Origin of the sequence: Acidovorax sp. FJL06, from assembly GCF_003852545.1 — a bacterium.
GTDB lineage: Bacteria > Pseudomonadota > Gammaproteobacteria > Burkholderiales > Burkholderiaceae_C > Acidovorax.
Genome location: NZ_QAJR01000023.1, coordinates 1 through 20818, shown reverse-complemented (window position 1 = coordinate 20818; position 20818 = coordinate 1). Strand labels below are relative to the sequence as shown.

Sequence of the window (20818 nt, the reverse complement as noted above, 5' to 3'; positions counted from 1 at the left end):
GCGCGCTATACGCATCTCTCCGAAAAGAAAAAGACCACCCCATGCCCGTCATCAAGATCCTTCCCCACCCTGAATACTGCCCCGCAGGCACCGAAATCACGGCCCCTGCGGGCACGTCGATCTGCGAGGCGCTGCTCGAAAACCACATCAACATCGAGCACGCCTGCGACATGAGCTGCGCCTGCACCACCTGCCACGTGATCGTGCGCCAGGGGCTGAACTCGCTCAACGAGGCCGAGGAAGAAGAAGAAGACCTGCTGGACCGCGCCTGGGGCCTGGAGCCACAGTCGCGCCTGTCGTGCCAGGCCATCCTGGCGCAGACCGATGTGACCGTGGAAATCCCCAAGTACACGATCAACCACGCCAAGGAGAACCACTAGATGAGCGCAACGCCGGGCCGCCCCAAGCAAGCTCGCGCCCCCTTGGGGGGCAGCGAGGACACGAAGTGCCGAGCCTGGGGGCACGTATGACCCGCCAGATCGTTCTCGACACGGAAACCACGGGCCTCTCGGCCGACAACGGGGACCGCATCATTGAACTGGGTTGCGTGGAGCTGCTCAATCGCAAGCTCACCGGCAACAACCTGCACCTGTACTTCAACCCGGGCCGCGACAGCCACGAAGACGCGCTGAAGGTGCACGGCATCAGCAACGAGTTCCTGAAGGACAAGCCCAAGTTTGCCGAGGTGGTGGACGAGATCGTGCAGTACCTGCAGGGCGCCGAGATCATCATCCATAACGCCGCGTTCGACGTGGGCTTCCTCAACAAGGAGCTGGAGTTGACGGGGCGCCCCGCATTCCGCACCTATGTGGAGAGCGTGACCGACACGCTGGCCATGGCCAAGGAGATGTACCCCGGCAAGCGCAATTCGCTCGATGCGCTGTGCGATCGCCTGGGCGTGGACAACTCCGGCCGAACCCTGCACGGCGCCTTGCTGGATGCCGAGCTGCTGGCCGATGTGTACATCAACCTCACGCGCGGGCAGGATGCGTTGCTCATGGCCGATGACGCGCAAGACGGTGCCGATGGCGTGAAGGTGGCGGCCATTGATCTGAGCGGCCTGGTGCTGCCTGTGCTCAGCGCCAGCGAGCAGGAACTGGTCGCGCACGGCGAGGTGCTCACACAGATCGACAAAGCCAGCGGAGGCAAAACAATTTGGCGAACTTCCCAGGAAGCCTGAAAAGCTGTGCCATAATCTAAGGCTTGTCACAGCGACACGGGTGATTAGCTCAGCGGTAGAGCACTGCCTTCACACGGCAGGGGTCACATGTTCGATCCATGTATCACCCACCACGCTTTTTGACAGACTTTCGTGCAGTACCTTGTTTCAAGGTGTGCGCGACGGGTGATTAGCTCAGCGGTAGAGCACTGCCTTCACACGGCAGGGGTCACATGTTCGATCCATGTATCACCCACCAATTTGAAAACCCCTGCAGACTTCTGGTCTGCAGGGGTTTTTTCTTGGCCGCGTGGATGTTGGCAAGGTTGGGCTGCGGCGCCTTGCCAAGCCGCTACAGTGTTGGGCTTGGTTTCCTGCGGCGGCGCATGCCCGCTGTGCCTTTCTCCCACCGCTTGCTGGCGTTGTACCCATGATCACTTTCCACAATCCCCTGCACCAGGGGCATGCCCCTGTCCATGAATTCTTCCGGGGCGAGCGGGTGCCCTGTTTCGAGAAACCCGCGCGGGTGGACTATGTGGAAGAGGCGCTGCGCGCGCGCGGCCATGGCATGGTGGCCCCGGATGTGGACAGCAGCCCGGTGCTGGCACAGGTGCACGCACCGCGGTACCTGGCCTTTTTGCAGACGGCCTGGCAGCAATGGCTGGCGCTCGACCCTGTTGCCAATGCAACGGTTCAGCCGTTTCCCTCGGTCTGGCCGGTGCGCACGCTGCGCAGCGATGTGGAGCCCGACAACTTCGTGGCGCGCCTGGGGCTGTATTCCATGGACAACGGCACGCCCATGGCCGCAGGCACCTGGGCGGCCGCCAAGGCCGGGGCCGATGCCGCGGTGAGCGCGGCAGCGCGCGTAGCGCAAGGGGCGCGCGCAGCGTTTTGCTGCACACGCCCGCCCGGCCACCATGCGGGGCCCGACTTCATGGGCGGCTATTGCTTCTTGAACAACGCCGCCGTGGCTGCGCAGGCGCTGCGCAACCAGGGCGCCCGGCGCGTGGCCTTGCTGGATGTGGACTACCACCACGGCAATGGCACCCAGAGCATCTTCTACCACCGGGACGATGTGCTGTTCATCAGCCTCCATGGCGACCCCCGCACCGAATACCCGTTCTACCTGGGCCATGTGGATGAAGTGGGCGAAGGGCCGGGGGCTGGCTACAACCTGAATTTGCCCCTGCCAGCGGGCACCAGCGCTGCCACCTGGTTTGCGGCCCTGGAGCAGGCCTGCAGCCGCATTGCGGGCTACCAGGCCGATGCGCTGGTGATCTCGCTGGGCCTCGATGCCTTCGAGGGCGACCCCATTTCCCGCTTTGCCCTCGCGTCGGCCGACTTCACCCGCCTGGGCGAACGCCTGGCCCGGCTGGGGCTGCCCACGGTGTTTGTGCTGGAGGGCGGGTATGCCGCGGCCGAGCTGGGGACCAATGCGGTCAATGTGCTGGATGGTTTTGAGCAGGTTTAAGACCAGCTCCGTGGGTGCGCAGTATCTGAAGGGGAAGTCCGTTTTGAAATGGATGCATGAATGACCGAGATGGTGGATTGCGTGGTGGTGGGTGCTGGCGTGGTGGGCTTGGCCGTGGCCCGTGCGCTGGCGTTGCAGGGGCGCGAGGTGCTGGTGCTGGAGGCGGCCGATGCCATCGGCACCGGCACCAGCTCGCGCAACAGCGAGGTGATCCATGCCGGGCTGTACTACCCCACCGGCTCGCTCAAGGCGCGGTTGTGTGTGCAGGGCAAGGCGCTGCTGTATGCCTATTGCACTGAGCGTGGGGTGCCGCACCGGCGCTGCGGCAAGCTGCTGGTGGCCACATCGGCCGCGCAGCTGGCCAGCGTGGAGTCGATCCAGGCGCGTGCACAGGCCAATGGCGTGCTGGACCTGCAGTGGCTCAGCCGGAACGAGGCCCAGGCGTTGGAGCCTGCGCTGGAATGTGTGGGCGCCTTGCATTCGCCCAGCACGGGCATTGTGGACAGCCATGCGTTCATGCTGGCACTGCAGGGCGACCTGGAGCATGCGGGTGGGCTGGTTGCATTGAATTCGCCCCTTGCGCGCGCCCAGTGCGCGCAAGGGGCTATCTATTTGGAAGCATCTGATGGCACGCGCCTGCAGGCCCGTACCGTCGTGAACGCGGCCGGCCTGCACGCACCGGCCTTGGCCGCCCGCTTTGCGGGGCTGGACCCGGCCCATGTCCCTACGGCCCACTTTGCCAAGGGCAGCTATTTCACGCTGACCGGCAAGGCCCCGTTCAGCCGCCTGATCTACCCGGTGCCCGAGGCCGCAGGGCTCGGGGTGCACCTCACGCTCGACCTGGGCGGGCAGGCCAAGTTCGGGCCGGATGTGCAATGGGTGGCATCGGCCGATGACCTGCTGGTGGATCCTGCGCGGGGCGAGGCCTTTTATGCCGAGGTGCGCAAATACTGGCCCGGCCTGCAAGACGGCGCACTGGCCCCCGGGTATGCCGGCATCCGCCCCAAGATCCACGATGCGGGTGCGCCGGCAGCAGACTTCGTCATCCAGGGCCCCAAGGCCCATGGCGTCCCCGGGCTGGTGAACCTGTTCGGCATCGAGTCGCCGGGCCTGACAAGCGCCCTGGCCATTGCCGAGCATGTGGCTGCATTGGTCTGATCTTTGATGTGGGGCAAGTCTGTTGCAATCGGTAACCTCTTGCGCCCCCGTCCTGCGAGGGGTCTCTGGGTGGGTGGCTAAGATGAACCGAGGTCCCCGCTCTGGGGTTTTCCAAACCGCTTGTTGATTGAACGAAAGGCTGCTTGTATGACTGCTTCCGACACCACCACCCAAGGCGAACTGGAAAAACTGGTTTCCGACCTGCGCGGCCTGCTGGCCAACAAGGACCTGGACACGGTTCCAGAGATCAGGCTGCTGCGCCAGCGCCTGGACGATGGCATGCACAACGTGCGTGAGTCCGCCGTGCGCGCCGCACAGGATGCGGCCCGCCAGGCCAAGGACGCAGCGCTGGCGGCCGATCGCTATGCCCACGACGAACCCTGGCGCGTGGCGGGTGCCGCGTTGGCCGTGGGGGCCCTGGTCGGGTTTCTGCTGGCGCGCCGCTGAGCGCTGCCCTGCATGAACTGGCTTTCGCTTCTGGGCCTGGAAGGCTTGTTCGCGCGCTGGCAGGCCCATGTGATCGAGGGGGCCATCGCCGCCGAGGACCGCATGGACCTAGCCCGCCTGGAATGGGCCGACCTCAAGCAGCGGCTTCAGCAATTGCTGGTGCTGACCATCGTGGTCGGCGGGCTCACGGTGGTGGCGTTGATCATGCTGTCGCTGGCGGTGCTGGTGCAGTTCTGGGATTCGCCGCAACGCGTGCTGGTGGCCTGGCTGGTTGCTGGACTGTGGGGCCTGGGGTGGGTCGGCGCCTTGGCAGCCCTGGTGTCCGTGGCGCAGCGTGCGGGCAATGGCTTTGCCCTCACGCGCCATGAATTGGCCCAGGACTGGCGCGACATCAAGGAGCGCCTGTGAGCAAATCGCCTACCCATCCTTCCCTGCCGGCCTCTTCCGAGCGCCCCGTGCTGCCGGTGCCCACGGCGGAGCAGCAGCGCATTCTGGACCGCATCGCCCTGCAGCGTGAGCGCCTGCGCGCACGCCGCGTGGCAAGGGCCCAGGCGCTGGCCTTGGCCGAGAGCAACCGCGCTGCCGCAGGTGGGGTGGAGGAGTCACTGGCATGGCGCGCCGCAGGATTCGCGCGTGAACATCCTTGGGCCGTGGCCGCCATGGCGGGGGCTGCCGTGGTGGCCGGGCCGCGCCGGTTGATCCGTTGGGCCGGGGTGCTTTTGCCCATGCTGCTGCGCCTGCGGCGATGAAGCGTGGGGTGGGGCCGCCGCATAGCGGCGGGCCCTGTCCATGAGTCCATGAAAAAAAGGAGCCACTGGCCACAGTGGCTCCTTTTTTCAAGGGGCACGGGCCGCAAAGCCCGGTTTTTTTCAGGCCATGGCCTTGATGGCCTTGGCCGCCTTGACGACCAGGGCAGGCCCTTCATAGATCAGGCCGGTGTAGATCTGCACCACATCCGCGCCCGCGCGGACCTTGCTCACTGCGTCTTCGGCGCTCATGACGCCGCCCACGCCGATGATGGGGAATTGGCTGCCCAGTGCGGCACGCAGTTGCCGGATGACCTGGTTGCTGGCCTCCAGCACCGGTGCACCGCTGAGTCCGCCGGTTTCTTCTGCGTGGCGCATGCCTTGCACGGCGGCACGGCTGATGGTGGTGTTGGTGGCAATCACGCCGTCCATGCCATGGCGCTGCAGCGTGGCGGCAATCACCGCAACCTGGGCTTCATCCAGGTCGGGGGCGATCTTCACGAACACCGGCACGCGCTTGGCATGCCGGGTGGCCAGGGCCTCGCGGCGCTCGGCAATGGCGGAGAGCAGGGCGTCCAGCGCTGCGTCGCTTTGCAGCGCGCGCAGGTTCTGCGTGTTGGGCGAGCTGATGTTGACCGTCACGTAGTCTGCATGCGGGTACACGCCCTCCAGGCAGGTGAGGTAGTCGCTGGTGGCGTTCTCGATGGGGGTGGTGGCGTTCTTGCCGATGTTCAGGCCCAGCAGCATGGGATGGCGGCGCGCCTGGGTGCGAAAACGCGCCTGCTGCACGTTGCGCAGAAAGGCGTCCAGCCCTTCGTTGTTGAAGCCCAGGCGGTTGATGAGCGCGCGGGCCTCGGGCAGGCGGAACATGCGCGGCTTGGGGTTGCCGGGCTGCGCCTTGGGGGTGACGGTGCCCACCTCCACAAAGCCGAAGCCCATGGCGCCCAGCGCGTCGATGCAGCGTGCGTTCTTGTCCAGGCCCGCCGCCATGCCCACCCGGTTGGGGAAGGTCAGGCCGGCCAGCGTGACGGGATCATGGACCGTTTCGTTGCACCAGGCCCACTGCAGCGGCGTGCGTTGCCCGCGTGCCAGCATGTCCATGGTGAGTTCGTGGGCGGCTTCGGCGTCCATGCCGAAGAGAAAGGGGCGGGTGAGGGCGTAGGGGATCAGGGACATGGGGGGATAATTCAGGATTACCCCTGATTTTCTCCCATGACGACGATGACTCCCCTGACCCAAGACGAACTCAAGACCCTGGTTGGCCAAGCCGCACTGCAGTATGTGGTGCCTGGCGAGATTGTGGGGGTGGGCACAGGCTCCACGGTCAACAAGTTCATCGACGCGCTGGCGGGCATGAAAGACCAGATCAAAGGTGCTGTGTCCAGCTCCGTGGCAAGCACCGAGCGCCTGAAGGCGCTGGGCATTGCGGTGTTCGATGCCAACGAAGTGGCGTCGCTCTCCGTCTACATCGACGGTGCCGACGAGATCGACGGCCAGGGCCATATGGTCAAGGGCGGCGGCGCGGCGCTGACGCGCGAGAAGATCGTGGCGGCCCTGGCCGAGCGGTTTGTCTGCATCGCCGACGAGTCCAAGCTGGTTCAGGCGCTGGGGCAGTTTCCCTTGCCGGTCGAGGTGATTCCCATGGCGGCCAACCACATTGCACGCCGTTTTGAAGCCATGGGCGGCCAGGCCAGCCTGCGGCTCAAGGACGGCCAACCGCTGGTCACCGACAACGGGCAGCACATCCTGGATGTGAAGGGCCTGTCGATCACTGACCCGCTGGCGTTCGAGTCGCAAATCAACCAGTGGCCGGGCGTGGTGACGGTGGGGGTGTTTGCGCACCAGAAGGCCTCGGTGTGCCTGCTGGGGACGGCCCAGGGGGTCAAGACGCTGGACTACGTCAGCTAACGCAGTGGGGGGGGCAGCGCGCCCAGCGCTTGTACCGCCTGCCATCGCGCATTCCGGCGCCGGAAAGACAAAGGGGTCCCATGGACCCCTTTGTCTTTTTTTCCCCAGAGCAACCCGCGCCGGACGGCGCCGGATGCCGGTTCAGCCGTCAGAAACGGATACCCGCCGGGTTGCTGGGGGTGCGGCCGTCGGTGGGAGGGGCGACAGGGGTTGGGCGCGTGGGTGCGTTGACCTTGGGTTGCTGCTCGGGGGCGGCGGGTGCAACGTCCACAGACTTGACCGCAACCAGCGGGGTGGCCGGGGTCTGGCGGTAGCTGCTTGGCAGCTGAGACTGCTTGGGATAGCCCGCCGCATCCAGATACTGCGTCCAGTCGGCATCAGAGTAGCCCACCAGTTGTTGGCCTCCAATGGTGCCAAAGGGCAGGCTGGTGGATCCGCTCAGGCGCTGCAGCGCAGCGGCATCCTCGCTGGTGGATACGGTGCGCTCGGTGAAGGGCACGCCCCGCGATGTGAGGGCATTGCGCAGACTCACGCAGGGTGCGCAGTCATTGCCTGTGTAGATCGTGACCGGAAAGCGGTTGGCGATCTGCCGCAGTTCATAGGGCAGGGCCGCGCCGCTGGCGGCCGCAGGCGCAGTGCCGGTGCTGCGTGCCGCTTGTGCGGGTGCGTCTGCGGGGGGGCGGTCGGAGAAAGTCACCTTGCCGTCTGGTCCGACGACGCGGTATACCCCCTGCGCCTGGGCACTGGTGCCGGCCAGCGCCATCAGCAACGAGGCCAACAGGGGGGCAAACAAGGGTTTCTGCATGGTTGTTCTCCTTATTCCAGTGTGTTGTGGGCAGGGAGCGGGCGTGGGGTCCGTCCCGGTGTCTGCGGCCGGGCTCAGGCGGCCAGTTCCTCGGCCATGCCCTGGTGGCGCAACAGGGCGTCCAGGTTGGGCTCGCGGCCCCGGAAGGCCTTGAAGGATTCCATGGCTGGGCGGCTGCCGCCCGCTTCCAAGATCGCTTCGCGGTAGCGGCGCCCGGTCTCGGTGCTGGGTAGGCCATCGCTGCCCGCTGTTTCTTCAAACGCCGCATAGGCATCGGCGCTCAGTACCTCGGCCCATTTGTAGCTGTAGTACCCGGCCGCGTAGCCCCCGGCAAAAATGTGGCTGAACGTGTGCGCGGTGCGGCTGAAGGCCGGGGGCGCGAGCACGGACACCTCGGTACGTACCTGCTGGAGCAGAGGCATGAAGTCCTGCGCCGGGTCGTGTTCGGTGTGCAGCAGCATATCGAACAGCGCGAACTCGATCTGGCGCAGCGTGCCCATGCCGCTTTGGAAATTCTTGGCCGCAATCATCTTGTCGAACAAGGCGCGGGGCAGCGGTTCACCCGTGTCCACATGGGCCGTCATGTGCTTGAGCACGTCCCATTCCCAGCAGAAGTTCTCCATGAACTGGCTGGGCAGCTCCACCGCATCCCATTCCACGCCACCAATGCCGGAGACATCGCGCTCGTTCACCTGCGTGAGCATGTGGTGCAGGCCATGGCCGAATTCGTGGAACAGCGTGATCACATCGTCGTGCGTCAGCAGCGGGGGCTTGCCATCCACGCCATCGGCAAAGTTGCAGACCAGGTGGGCCACGGGCATCTGCAGTGCACCGGTGTCGGGGCGCTGCCAGCGGGTGCGCACGTCGTCCATCCAGGCACCGCCGCGCTTGCCCGTGCGGGCGGGCTGGTCGAGGTAGAACTGGCCGACCAGGGCGCCGTTGCGTTCGATGCGGTAAAACTCGACCGCCGGGTTCCACACAGGTGCGGAGTCGCGGCGGATGGAGACCTCGAACAGCGTCTCGATGATCTTGAACAGCCCCGCCAGCACCTTGGGCGCGGTGAAGTATTCCTTGAGCTCCTGCTCGCTGAAGGCGTAGCGGGCTTCCTTGAGTTTTTCGGAGATGTAGGGCCAGTCCCAGGCCTGTGGGTCGGCAAGGCCCAGGTGCTCGGCGGCAAAGGCGCGCAGGTCGGCCACGTCTTTCTCTGCATACGGGCGGGCACGGCGGCCCAGGTCGCGCAGGAAGCGGATGACCTCGGCGGGCGACTGCGCCATCTTGGGCACCACGGAGACTTCGCCGAAGTTGGCGTAACCCAGCAACTGGGCCTCTTCGCGGCGCAGCGCCAAGATCTCGCCGATCAGTGAGGAGTTGTCGAATTTGCGGGCGTCGCCTTCGGCCTGGTCGGAGGCGCGGGTGACATATGCGCGGTAGAGCTTGGCGCGCAAGTCGCTTTGGGCGGCAAACTGCATGACCGGCAGGTAGCAGGGCATTTTGAGCGTGAGCTTGTAGCCCGCCTTGCCCTCGGCCTGCGCGGCGGCCAGGGCGGCCTGCTGCACGTCAGAAGGGATGCCTTCCAGCTCTTCGGCCGTGGCGTAGTAGGCATAGGCGTCGGTCGCGTCCAGCGCGTTTTCGCTGAACTTCTGGCTCAGCTCGGCCTGGCGTTCCTGGATCTGCGCGAAACGCTCTTTGGCGGCGCCGGTCAGCTCGGCACCGCTGAGCACGAAGTTACGCACGGCGTTGCGGTGGGCCTGGTTCTGTTCCGGTGTGAGCGTGGCGGGGTCAATGGCCTTGTACTTGGCATACAGGCGTTCGTCGGCGCCCAGGCGGGTCCAGAACTCGGTGACACGGGGCAGGGCCGCGTTGTAGGCGGCCCGCAACTCGGGCGTGTCGGCCACGCTGTTGAGGTGGCTCACCGCGCCCCAGGCGCGGCCCAGCTCCTCGGTGGCCACGTCCAGCACCTTGGCAATGGCGTCCCAGCGGGCCGGAAAGTCCGGGGCGGTGACGGTCTCCAGCGCCTGGTTGGCCCGCTCCAGCAGCACATCCATCGCCGGGGCGACGTCCGGCGGCGTGATGCGGTCGAACAGGGGGAGGTCGGAGAAGTCGAGAAGGGCGTTGCTCATGCGAAGTTAGATGGCGCCAGGTGGCGCGGGTTCAAGTTGCAAGCGGCCGACGCAGACCTCTGTACACATACGGATTTGCATTCGATCAATGAAAACCGTTCGGGCTGAGCCTGTCGAAGCCTCACGCGGCGCTTCGACCCTTCGACGAGCTCGGGACAGGCAAGCTCAGCGTGAACGGACTGATATTTCTGAACGCATATCCATATCAGGCGGTGCGCTCGGCGGCTTCGATGGTGTTGACCAGCAGCATGGTAATGGTCATGGGGCCAACCCCGCCAGGCACGGGGGTGATCCAGGCGGCCACTTCCTTGACGCCGTCAAAGTCTACGTCGCCGCAGAGCTTGCCTTCGTCGTTGCGGTTCATGCCCACGTCGATCACCACGGCGCCGGGCTTGACCATGTCGGCGGTCAGCACATTGCGCTTGCCCACGGCGGCCACGATCACGTCGGCCTGCAGCGTCTGGGCCTTCAGGTCCTGGGTGGCGCTGTGGCAGACGGTGACGGTGGCGTTCTGGCCCAGCAGCATCAGCGCCATGGGCTTGCCCACGATGTTGCTGCGGCCAATGACCACGGCGTGTTTGCCCTTGAGGTTGTAGCCAATGCTCTCCAGCATCTTCATGCAGCCGTAGGGCGTGCAGGGCCAGAAGCCGGGCATGCCGGTCATCAGCGCACCTGCGCTGGCGATGTGGAAGCCGTCCACGTCCTTGGCGGGCGAGATGGCTTCGATCACCTTTTGCGCATCAATGTGCTTGGGCAGGGGCAGCTGCACCAGGATGCCGTGGATGGCCGGGTCGTTGTTGAGGGCGTCCACGCGGGCCAGCAGTGCGGCCTCGGTCATGTCGGCGTCGTATTTTTCGAGCACCGAGTGCAGGCCGCTGTCTTCGCAGGCCTTGACCTTGTTGCGCACATAGACCTGGCTGGCCGGGTTGTCGCCCACCAGCACCACGGCCAGCCCGGGCGTGACGCCACGGGTTTTCAGGGCCGCAGCGCGCTGCGCCACGTCGGCGCGCAGTTGGCGGGAAAGGGCGTTGCCGTCGATGAGTTGGGCTGTCATATCAGAAATACAGATCAAAAATGCCGCTACCGCGCGATGGATAAGCGCAAGCAGCTATCAAAAAATGAGTAACGCTCAGCCCTTGGGCGCGTTCTGCCCCAGGGCGATCTTGAGCAGGTCGGCCACGGTGTTGGCGTTGAGCTTTTCCATGATGTTGGCGCGGTGCGCCTCCACGGTCTTGATGCTGATGCCCAGGTCGTCGGCGATCTGCTTGTTCAGGCGGCCGGCGACGATGCGTTCGAGCACCTGGGCCTCGCGGCTGGTGAGCTTGGAGAGCAGGGCATCACGGCTGGCGGCCTGCTGGTAGCCGGCGAAGCTCTCGCGGGCGTGGTCCAGCATGCGCTCGACCAGGCCGACCAGCTCTTCTTCGTCAAAAGGCTTCTGGATGAAGTCGAGCGCGCCCTTCTTCATGGTGTTCACGGCCATGGGCACGTCGCCATGGCCGGTGATGAACACGATGGGCAGGGGGGACTTGCGCTCGATCAGGCGGTCCTGCAGTTCCAGGCCCGTCATGCCACCCATGCGGATGTCCACGATCAGGCAGGCGACTTCGCGGGGGTCGTAGCGTGAGAGAAAGGTTTCGGCCGAATCAAAGCAACGTACCCGGTAGTCCTTGCCTTCCAGCAGCCACTGCAGGGAATCGCGGACGGCTTCGTCGTCGTCTACGACGTAAACAGTGCCTTTTTTCGGGATCAAGCTCATGCAACAGTCCTTGGGTTTTGTACGTTTGCTACAGAATTTGTAGTGCCATCAGCAGGCTTGGCGAGCGGCAGCCAGAAGGAGAACCTGCAGCCTGTGACCTCCGGGCCATTGTAGAGGTTCTCCGCCTGCATCCGGCCCTGGTGCGACTCGACGATGCTGCGGCACAGATTGAGGCCCATGCCCATGCCTTCGGCCTTGGTGGAGAAGAAGGCTTCGAACAGGCGTTCGAGCACCTCGGGGGCCAGGCCCTTGCCGGTGTCCTGCACCGAAAACTCCACCACCTGCCGGTCTTCGATTTGCTTGGGCACCACGCGCAGCTCCACGCTGCGGCCGGCAGCGGGGCGGTTGGCGTGCTGGATGGCTTCGGCGCCGTTCTTCATCAGGTTGACCAGCACCTGCTCGATCAGGATGGTGTCGGCCATCACGGGCGGCAGGCGGGCAGCCACATAGTGGGTCAGGCGCACGTTGTGGCGGCGCAGTTCGATGTCGGCCAGTTCCACGGCCTCATTCACCATGGAGTGCACGTCGGCCAGCGCCCGGTTGGGCTCGCTCTTTTTCACGAATGAGCGGATGCGCTGGATGATCTGGCCCGCGCGCTGGGCCTGGTGGGCCGTCTTCTGCAGGGCGGTGAGCAAGGCCTCTTCGGTCAGCTGGCCGCTCTGGATGCGCGAGACCATGCCGCTGCAGTAGTTGTTGATGGCGGTGAGCGGCTGGTTCAGCTCATGCGCCACGCTCGATGCCATCTCGCCCATGGTGATGAGGCGGCTCACCGATTGGGCGCGCTCGGCCTGGCGCTCGGCCTGCTCTTCGGCCAGGCGGCGGGGCGTGATGTCGGTGGCGATCACCATCTGTGCCAGGCGGCCGTCCACCCAGTTGAGGTAGCGCGAGCGCACCTCCAGCCATTTTCCCAGGTCGGGCAGGTAGATCTCGGCGTTTTCGGTGCGGGCGCTGGTCAGGGTGTCAGTGGGCAGCCCCATCAGGCCGTCCTCGTCGTCCATGACGGCCTGGTCCTTGCTGGCCACGGGCACGACGCCCGCCTGCGCCACCAGTTGCAGGTGCCCGCCGGTCTGCGAGCCGAACCACTGGCGGTAGAGCTTGTTGGCGAACAGCAGCTCCTCGCTGCCCAGCGGCGCCACCGACACCGAGGCGTCCAGCGACTCCAGCACGATGGTGAAGCGTTCGTGCGAAGCCGACAGCTGCTCGCGGATGCGGTTGGGCTCGGTGATGTCGGTCATCGAGGTCATCCAGCCGGTCTGCTGGCCATGGGCGTCAATCAGTGGCGACACATACAGGCGGGCGTCAAACAGCGTGCCGCTCTTGCGCTTGACGCGCACCTGGAAGCCGCCGGCCATGGTGTTGCCGCGCAGTTCGTCGCGCAGCTTGGCCTGCAGGGTCTCGTGGTCGGCTTCGGGCCAGTAGGGGAAGGGCGCTTTCAGGCCCACCAGTTCCTCGGCGCTCCAGCCCGTCATCTGGCAGAAGGCGGCGTTCACGTAGCTGATGCGGCCCTCCATGTCCAAGGCGCGCATGCCGGTCAGGATGGAGTTCTCCATCGCGCGGCGGAAGTTGGTCTCGGCCACCAGGGCCTCTTGTGCCTGCATGCGGCGCCGGGTGTGGCGCCAGGTGGCGATCAGCATCCAGGCCGTCATGGCCGAGAGCGTGCCCACCAGCCAGAACAGGCCGCTGCCCACCACCCCCAGGGAGGTGCGGTAGGCCTGCGCCCGCAACACCAGGCCGTTGCCGACCGGGGAGACGGGGATCTCGTACTCGTTGGCCTTGGGTGTCCAGGGCAGCAGCTGGGTGGCCTTGTTGCGCGGCCCCAGCGGCGTGCCGGCCAGCACCTGGCTCTTGCTGTCCAGCAGCGTCACGGCGTAGCGCGCCAGCACCTCGGTGGGGGTGCCATAGCGCAGCAGGCTGTCGATGGAGTATTCGCCCAGCACCACGCCGCTGAACTTGCCCTGGTTGTTGAGCGGCACCTGCAGCTGCAGCAGCGGGGTGGCATCGCCCGAGGTGGCGGCGGGCTGCGCGTACACGGGCTGCTGCAGGTCGCGCGCCAGGCCATAGGTGTCGGCGGTGTCGCCGGGTTTGAGCACCTCGCCGGCAATGCGCAGCTCGCTGCTGGCCAGGGTGGGGGCCGCATGGCTGGCGCGGATGCGGCGGCGGTCGTCGATCCAGGTGATGGCCTGCAGCTCGGGGTACTGGCTGATCAGCGCCTCGGCGCGGACCACGAATTCAGCACGGCCCAGGTCCTGGTTGGACAGGTCGCGTGCAATGCGCATGAGCTGCTCCTGGCGTTCTAGCAGGCGCAGGCGCACGCGCTGCTGGGCGTATTCCACATCGCGCCGCAGGGCTTCCTGCTCGCGCTCGGCCTCTTCGGCGCGCAGGTACCAGAAGGCCGCCACGATGGCCGCCAGAAACATCAGCACGGCCGCCAGGGGGGCCAGGGCGGCAAAGCGGTCCTGGCGGGTGGGCGACAGACCGCGCCACCACTTGCGCCACCAGCGTATCGGCGCAGCCACGGTCACGGCCGTGGGGGAGGGGGCAGGGGGCATCGAGTCCATCCTGCAAGTGTAGGGGAGCTGCGCTTTGTATACCCCCGCCCTGTGGATGTGCGCATGCAGCAAAATATTGCAATGTGAAATGCATGGGCACCATTTGAAATTTTGTAAAAATGTGCGAAACTAGAGCCAACGTACTAAATTTGCTGCCACATCTACAGGAGACAAAGCATGTCAGCTCAGCCCGACCCTCAGGCCGGTTTCGGCATCGGCACGGACGCCGATCAACAGGAAACCCGTGAATGGATGGACGCTTTGTCCGCCGTGATCGACAAGGAGGGCCCTGAGCGTGCCCATTTCCTGCTGGAGCAACTCCTCGAACACGCCCGCCAGAGCAGCATCGACATGCCGTTCTCGGCCAACACCGGCTACGTGAACACCATCGAGGCTGACAAGGAAGCCCATTGCCCCGGCAACATCGCGATTGAAAAGCGCCTGCGCGCCTACATGCGCTGGAACGCCATGGCCATGGTGGTGCGTGCCAACCGGCTGGACCCGGCCGATGGCGGCGACCTGGGCGGCCACATCGGCTCGTTCGCTTCGGTGGCCAGCATGTTCGGCGCCGGCTTCAACCATTTTTGGCATGCCGAGAGCGAAGGCCACGGCGGTGACCTGCTCTACATCCAGGGCCACAGCGCGCCCGGCATCTATGCCCGCGCCTACCTCGAAGGCCGCCTGACCGAAGAGCAGCTCGACAGCTTCCGCCAGGAAGTGGACGGCAAGGGCCTGTCCAGCTACCCGCACCCCAAGCTGATGCCCGAGTTCTGGCAGTTCCCCACCGTCTCGATGGGCCTGGGCCCGCTGATGGCCATCTACCAGGCCCGCTTCCTCAAGTACTTGCATGCCCGTGGCATTGCCGACACCGCTAACCGCAAGGTCTGGGTGTTCTGCGGCGACGGCGAAATGGACGAGCCGGAATCGCTGGGCGCTATCGGCCTGGCCGCGCGCGAGAACCTCGACAACCTGGTCTTCGTCATCAACTGCAACCTGCAGCGCCTGGACGGCCCGGTGCGCGGCAACGGCAAGATCGTGCAGGAGCTCGAAGGCGAGTTCCGTGGCGCGGGCTGGAACGTCATCAAGCTGCTGTGGGGCAATGGCTGGGACGCGCTGCTGGCGCGCGACAAGACCGGTAAGCTCAAGCAGCTGATGATGGAAACCCTGGACGGCGACTACCAGGCCATGAAGGCCAACGACGGCGCCTTTGTGCGCAAGAACTTCTTCGGCAAGTACCCCGAGACGCTCAAGCTCGTCGAGCACATGACCGACGAAGAGGTGTTCGAGCTGCGCCGTGGTGGCCACGAGCCCGCCAAGGTGTACGCGGCCTTCCACGCTGCCAACGCGCACAAGAACCAGCCCACCGTGCTGCTGGTCAAGACCGTCAAGGGCTATGGCATGGGCAAGGCCGGTGAAGGCAAGAACACCGTGCACCAGACCAAGAAGCTGTCGGACGAAGACATCAAGTACATCCGCGACCGCTTCAGCATCCCGATCCCGGACAGCCAACTGGCTGACATTCCGTACTACAAGCCGGCCGACGACACGCCCGAAATGCGCTACCTGCACGAGCGCCGCCAGGCCCTGGGCGGCTACCTGCCGCACCGCCGCGTGAAGGCCGACGAGAGCTTCACCGTGCCCGCGATCGACACCTTCAAGGCGATCCTGGAGCCCACGGCCGAGGGCCGCGAAATCAGCACCACACAAGCCTACGTACGCTTCATCACCCAGCTGCTGCGCGACCAGGCCCTGGGCCCGCGCGTGGTGCCCATCCTGGTGGATGAGGCCCGCACCTTCGGCATGGAAGGCCTGTTCCGCCAGATCGGCATCTACAACCCCAAGGGCCAGCTCTACACCCCGGTCGACCGCGACCAGGTGATGTACTACAAGGAAGACAAGGCTGGCCAGATCCTGCAAGAGGGCATCAACGAAGCCGGTGGCATGGCCAGCTGGATCGCTGCCGCCACCAGCTACAGCACCAACAACCGCATCATGGTGCCGTTCTACGTGTACTACTCGATGTTCGGCTTCCAGCGCATTGGCGACCTGGCCTGGGCAGCGGGCGACATGCAGGCGCGTGGCTTCCTGCTGGGCGGCACCTCGGGCCGCACCACGCTCAACGGCGAAGGCCTGCAGCACGAAGATGGCCACAGCCACATCCTGGCCAACACCATCCCCAACTGCGTGAGTTACGACCCGACCTTCGCCCACGAAGTCGCGGTGATCATGCACCGGGGCATGAAGCGCATGGTTGAGCAGCAGGAAAACGTCTTCTACTACATCACGCTGCTCAACGAAAACTACCCCATGCCGGGCCTCGTGGAGGGCACGGAAGAGCAGATCATCAAGGGCATGTACCTGTGCAAGCCCGGCGCCGTGCCACCGCAGGGCACCTCCGATGCCAGCGACAAGCGCGTGCAACTGCTGGGTTCGGGCACCATCCTGCGCGAGTCGCTGGCTGCGCAAACCCTGCTGGCCGCCGACTGGGGCGTGCAGGCCGATGTGTGGAGCTGCCCGAGCTTCAACGAACTCACCCGCGAAGGCCAGGACGCCGACCGCTGGAACCTGCTGCACCCGCTGGAAGCGCCGCGCGTGCCTTTCGTGGCGCAGCAACTCTCCACCAGCACCGGCCCCGTGGTCGCATCCACCGACTACATGAAGGCCTATGCCGAGCAGATCCGCCCCTTCGTCCCCAAGGGCCGCAACTACAAGGTGTTGGGCACCGACGGTTTTGGCCGCAGCGACTTCCGCAGCAAGCTGCGCGAGCACTTCGAGGTGAACCGCCACTACATCGTCGTGGCCGCACTCAAGGCGTTGAGCGAAGACGGCGTGCTGCCCGCCACCAAGGTGGCCGAGGCGATCGCCAAGTACGGCATCAATGCGGACAAGATCAACCCGCTCTACGCATAAACCGAACGGAGACAGAACAATGGCATTGGTCAATATTCAAGTCCCGGACATCGGGGACTTCGACGAAGTGGGCGTGATCGAGTTGCTGGTCAAAGTGGGCGACACCGTGAAAGCCGAGCAGTCGCTCATTACGGTCGAATCCGACAAGGCATCGATGGAGATCCCCTCCAGCCACGCAGGTGTGGTCAAAGAGCTGAAGATTGCGTTGGGCGACAAGGTCAAGCAGGGATCGGTGATTGCCGTGGTGGAGTCTGCTGACGCAGGCGCTGCAGCAGCACCGGCTGCCGTGGCTGCTCCTGCTCCTGCTCCCGCGCCCGTGGCGGCTGCGGCACCAGCACCCGCTGCGGCGCCTGTTGCGTCGGGCCCGGTGGAAGTGCGCGTGCCCGACATCGGCGACTTCAAGGACGTGGCCGTGATCGAGATGCTGGTCAAGGTCGGCGACACGATCAAGGTCGAACAGTCGCTGTTCACTGTCGAATCCGACAAGGCATCGATGGAGATCCCATCGCCTGCCGCAGGCGTGCTGAAGGAACTCAAAGTCAAGATTGGCGACACCGTCAACATCGGCGATCTGATCGCCGTGCTGGAAGGCACCACCGCTGCTGCTGCGCCTGTGGCCGCTGCACCCGCACCAGCCCCTGTGGCCGTATCCGCTCCAGCAGTGTCTGCCGCAGCCGCAGCACCCGCTGCTGCCGTGGCCTCGGTGCCTGTCCCCGCCCACCAGCCCGGCACCCCCACCGCAGGCCTGCCCCATGCATCGCCTTCGGTGCGCAAGTTCGCCCGCGAACTGGGTGTGCCCATCGACGAAGTCAAGGGGACCGGCCCCAAGGGCCGCATCACCCAGGACGACGTGGCCGCCTTCACCAAGCAGGTGATGACAGGCGCCGTGCAGACCAAGGCCCAGGCGGCCAAGGCACCCGCAGGCGGCGGTGGCTCCGGCGTCGGCCTCGATCTGCTGCCCTGGCCCAAGGTGGACTTCACCAAGTTCGGCCCGGTGGAGCGCAAGGACCTCTCGCGCATCAAGAAGATAAGCGGCGCCAACCTGCACCGCAACTGGGTCGTCATCCCGCACGTCACCAACCACGACGACGCGGACATCACCGACCTCGAAGCCTTCCGCGTGCAGTTCAACAAGGAAAACGAGAAGAGTGGCGTCAAGGTCACCATGCTCGCCTTCATGATCAAGGCCGCCGTGGCTGCGCTCAAGAAGTTCCCCGAGTTCAACAGCTCGCTCGACGGCGACCAGCTGGTGCTGAAGAACTACTTCCACATCGGCTTTGCGGCCGACACGCCCAACGGCCTCGTCGTGCCGGTCATCCGCGACGCCGACAAGAAGGGCATCGTCCAGATCTCGCAAGAGATGGGCGACCTGGCCAAGAAGGCGCGCGACGGCAAGCTCGGCCCGGCCGACATGACTGGCGGCTGCTTCTCCATCAGCTCGCTGGGTGGCATTGGTGGGCGTTACTTCACGCCCATCATCAACGCCCCCGAAGTCGCCATCATGGGCGTGTGCAAGAGCAGCCTGGAGCCCAAGTGGGACGGCAAGCAGTTCGCACCGCGCCTGGTGCTGCCCCTCTCCCTGAGCTGGGACCACCGCGTGATCGACGGCGCCGCCGCCGCACGCTTCAACGTGTACTTTGCCTCGCTGCTGGCGGACTTCCGCCGCATCGTGATGTAACGGAAGGGCAAGACACACCATGGCAATCATCGACATCAAGGTGCCCGACATCGGCGACTTCGCCGAAGTGGCCATCATCGAACTGCTGGTCCAACCCGGCGACACCATCAAGGCCGAGCAAAGCCTGATCACCGTGGAGTCCGACAAGGCCTCCATGGAGATCCCGTCCAGCCACGCTGGGGTTGTGAAAGAGCTGAAAGTGAAGCTGGGCGACAAGATCGCTGAAGGCGCTGTAGTGCTCACGCTGGAAGTGCAGGGCGCAGCCGCTGCGCCCCCTGTGGCTGCAGAATCTGCGCCAAAACCGGCCCCAGCGCCCATTCAACAAGCGCAAGCAGCTATGAATCCAGTAGCATTCAGCTTTGCTGGCACAGCCGATCTAGAGTGCGACGTGCTCGTGCTCGGCGGCGGCCCCGGCGGCTACAGCGCTGCCTTCCGCGCGGCCGATCTGGGCCTCAAGGTCGTCATTGTCGAGCGCTACGCCACCCTGGGCGGCGTGTGCCTGAACGTGGGCTGCATCCCCTCCAAGGCACTGCTGCACGTGGCCGCCGTGATGGACGAGGTCAGCCACATGGCCGACCTGGGCGTGGACTTTGGCGCGCCCGCCGTCAACATCGACAAGCTGCGCGGCCACAAGGAAAAGGTCATCGGCAAGCTCACCGGCGGCCTGGCCGCCATGGCCAAGATGCGCAAGGTGACCACCGTGCGCGGCTACGGTGCGTTTGTCGGAGCCAACCACCTGGAAGTGGAAGAAACCACCGGCACCGCGCAGGAGAAGACGGGCACCAAGAAGGTCATCGCCTTCAAGAAAGCCATCATCGCCGCCGGCAGCCAGGCCGTGCGCCTGCCCTTCATGCCCGACGACCCGCGCGTGGTCGACTCCACCGGCGCCCTGGCGCTCAAGGAAGTCCCCAAGCGCATGTTGATTTTGGGCGGCGGCATCATCGGCCTGGAAATGGGCACGGTGTACAGCACGCTGGGCGCGCGGCTGGATGTGGTCGAGATGATGGACGGCCTGATGCAGGGCGCCGACCGCGACCTCGTCAAGATCTGGCAGAAGATGAACGCCAAGCGCTTCGACAACATCATGCTCAAGACCAAGACGGTGGGGGCCAAGGCCACACCCGAAGGCATTGAGGTGACGTTTGCCGCCGCGGAAGAGGGCGGCACCGCCCCCGCCCCCCAGGTCTATGACCTGGTCCTGCAGGCTGTGGGCCGCACGCCCAACGGCAAGAAGATCGCCGCCGACAAGGCGGGCGTGGCCGTCACGGACCGTGGCTTCATCAACGTCGATATCCAGATGCGCACCAACGTGCCGCACATCTTCGCCATCGGCGACATCGTGGGCCAGCCCATGCTGGCGCACAAGGCGGTGCACGAGGCGCATGTGGCCGCCGAAGTGATCGCCGGGGAGCTGCAAGGCAACAAGGAACTGGCAGCCGCCGCCTTCAACGCCCGCGTGATCCCGAGCGTGGCCTACACCGACCCCGAAGTGGCATGGGTCGGCCTGACCGAGGACCAGGCCAAGGCCCAGGGCATCAAGGTCAAGAAGGGCCTGTTCCCCTGGACGGCCTCCGGCCGAGCCATCGCCAACGGCCGCGACGAAGGCGTGACCAAGCTGCTGTTCGACGACTCGCCCGAGGCCCATGGACACGGCAAGATCCTGGGCGGCGGCATGGTCGGCACGCATGCGGGCGACATGATCGGCGAGATCGCGCTGGCCATCGAGATGGGCGCCGACGCCGTGGACATCGGCAAGACCATTCACCCGCATCCCACGCTGGGCGAAAGCATCGGCATGGCGGCGGAGATTGCGCATGGCAGCTGCACGGATGTGCCGCCCAGTAAGAAGTAACTGACTCACGTTCAATGCAAAAAACCTGGACCGGCGACGGTTCGGGTTTTTTGACTGAACGGACAGTCTGGTATTCGGTGGGTGTGCCAAATCGGCACTAACCCACACTAGTGTTTGATTAGCGCGTGACTGGGGCCAAGAAATTTTGGTTCGTAGGTATTTCCCTTTCGAACTCCGTGTGCAAAGCCGCCACGCTACGTCCGAGTCGGATGGCAGTATCTGGGATCAATAGGTAATGCCAGGGTGTTAGCGCCAGTGC

17 protein-coding genes and 2 tRNA genes are annotated in these 20818 nt (G+C 65.3%); 13 read left to right on the top strand and 6 right to left on the bottom strand.

Annotated features, from left to right (window positions below):
• The first annotated feature begins 41 nt into the window (after positions 1–41).
• From fdx to DBV10_RS13750, 9 genes are all read left to right on the top strand, one after another.
• Entirely contained in the window at positions 42–380 is a 339-nt protein-coding gene (gene fdx / locus DBV10_RS13790; protein ID WP_124514193.1) for an ISC system 2Fe-2S type ferredoxin, read from the top strand.
• Between the two features lie 86 nt (positions 381–466).
• Positions 467–1180, top strand: coding sequence for a DNA polymerase III subunit epsilon (dnaQ, locus tag DBV10_RS13785; RefSeq protein WP_124514192.1), 714 nt, complete (start codon positions 467–469; stop codon positions 1178–1180).
• Between the two features lie 38 nt (positions 1181–1218).
• A tRNA-Val gene (locus tag DBV10_RS13780) sits at positions 1219–1293 on the top strand.
• 50 nt (positions 1294–1343) lie between these two features.
• A tRNA-Val gene (locus tag DBV10_RS13775) sits at positions 1344–1418 on the top strand.
• Positions 1419–1589: 171 nt separating this feature from the next.
• A complete protein-coding gene (locus tag DBV10_RS13770) occupies positions 1590–2630 on the top strand; it encodes a histone deacetylase family protein (protein ID WP_124514191.1) in 1041 nt (346 codons plus the stop codon).
• Positions 2631–2690: 60 nt separating this feature from the next.
• Complete coding sequence (locus DBV10_RS13765; RefSeq protein WP_124514190.1) at positions 2691–3788, top strand: NAD(P)/FAD-dependent oxidoreductase; 1098 nt, start codon at positions 2691–2693, stop codon at positions 3786–3788.
• A 147-nt stretch (positions 3789–3935) separates the two neighbouring features.
• Positions 3936–4235 (top strand): DUF883 domain-containing protein, encoded by a 300-nt coding sequence (locus DBV10_RS13760; RefSeq protein WP_124514189.1) that lies wholly within the window; start codon positions 3936–3938, stop codon positions 4233–4235.
• Positions 4236–4247: 12 nt separating this feature from the next.
• Positions 4248–4643: a phage holin family protein gene (locus tag DBV10_RS13755; protein ID WP_124514188.1), complete on the top strand. Its 396-nt coding sequence runs from the start codon at positions 4248–4250 to the stop codon at positions 4641–4643.
• On the top strand, positions 4640–4984 hold the full coding sequence (locus tag DBV10_RS13750; RefSeq protein WP_233589917.1) for a hypothetical protein: 345 nt from the start codon (positions 4640–4642) through the stop codon (positions 4982–4984). Before DBV10_RS13755 ends, DBV10_RS13750 begins: the two co-directional genes overlap by 4 nt.
• 120 nt (positions 4985–5104) lie before the next feature.
• Here the strand turns inward: DBV10_RS13750 and DBV10_RS13745 are convergent, their stop codons facing one another.
• On the bottom strand, positions 5105–6157 hold the full coding sequence (locus tag DBV10_RS13745) for a quinone-dependent dihydroorotate dehydrogenase (protein ID WP_124514187.1): 1053 nt from the start codon (positions 6155–6157) through the stop codon (positions 5105–5107).
• 36 nt (positions 6158–6193) lie between these two features.
• On the opposite strand from DBV10_RS13745, the gene rpiA reads away from it, so the two are divergent.
• Positions 6194–6889 carry a ribose-5-phosphate isomerase RpiA gene (rpiA, locus tag DBV10_RS13740; protein ID WP_124514186.1) on the top strand — a complete coding sequence of 232 codons (696 nt, stop codon included), beginning with the start codon at positions 6194–6196 and terminating at the stop codon, positions 6887–6889.
• A gap of 148 nt (positions 6890–7037) precedes the next feature.
• Here rpiA and DBV10_RS13735 read toward each other — a convergent pair whose 3' ends face one another.
• The 5 genes from DBV10_RS13735 to DBV10_RS13715 all read right to left on the bottom strand — a co-directional run bounded on the left by DBV10_RS13735 (position 7038) and on the right by DBV10_RS13715 (position 14128).
• The gene (locus tag DBV10_RS13735) at positions 7038–7694 is read right to left on the bottom strand and encodes a glutaredoxin family protein (protein ID WP_124514185.1); all 657 of its coding nucleotides are present in this window, start codon (positions 7692–7694) and stop codon (positions 7038–7040) included.
• Between the two features lie 74 nt (positions 7695–7768).
• Complete coding sequence (locus DBV10_RS13730; RefSeq protein WP_124514184.1) at positions 7769–9814, bottom strand: M3 family metallopeptidase; 2046 nt, start codon at positions 9812–9814, stop codon at positions 7769–7771.
• A 205-nt stretch (positions 9815–10019) separates the two neighbouring features.
• Positions 10020–10868: a bifunctional methylenetetrahydrofolate dehydrogenase/methenyltetrahydrofolate cyclohydrolase FolD gene (folD, locus tag DBV10_RS13725; RefSeq protein ID WP_124514183.1), complete on the bottom strand. Its 849-nt coding sequence runs from the start codon at positions 10866–10868 to the stop codon at positions 10020–10022.
• 75 nt (positions 10869–10943) lie between these two features.
• Positions 10944–11570: a response regulator transcription factor gene (locus tag DBV10_RS13720; protein WP_015013997.1), complete on the bottom strand. Its 627-nt coding sequence runs from the start codon at positions 11568–11570 to the stop codon at positions 10944–10946.
• Positions 11567–14128 carry a PAS domain S-box protein gene (locus tag DBV10_RS13715; protein WP_124514182.1) on the bottom strand — a complete coding sequence of 854 codons (2562 nt, stop codon included), beginning with the start codon at positions 14126–14128 and terminating at the stop codon, positions 11567–11569. The genes DBV10_RS13720 and DBV10_RS13715 overlap by 4 nt, the downstream gene beginning before the upstream one ends.
• A 168-nt stretch (positions 14129–14296) precedes the next feature.
• Here DBV10_RS13715 and aceE point away from each other — a divergent pair, with 168 nt between their 5' ends.
• From aceE to lpdA, 3 genes are read left to right on the top strand one after another with little or no spacing between them, the layout of a single operon-like run.
• Positions 14297–17029: a pyruvate dehydrogenase (acetyl-transferring), homodimeric type gene (gene aceE, locus DBV10_RS13710; RefSeq protein ID WP_124514181.1), complete on the top strand. Its 2733-nt coding sequence runs from the start codon at positions 14297–14299 to the stop codon at positions 17027–17029.
• Positions 17030–17048: 19 nt separating this feature from the next.
• The gene (aceF, locus tag DBV10_RS13705; protein ID WP_124514180.1) at positions 17049–18707 is read left to right on the top strand and encodes a dihydrolipoyllysine-residue acetyltransferase; all 1659 of its coding nucleotides are present in this window, start codon (positions 17049–17051) and stop codon (positions 18705–18707) included.
• 19 nt (positions 18708–18726) lie between these two features.
• A complete protein-coding gene (lpdA, locus tag DBV10_RS13700) occupies positions 18727–20559 on the top strand; it encodes a dihydrolipoyl dehydrogenase (protein WP_124514179.1) in 1833 nt (610 codons plus the stop codon).
• The last annotated feature ends 259 nt before the right edge of the window (positions 20560–20818 follow it).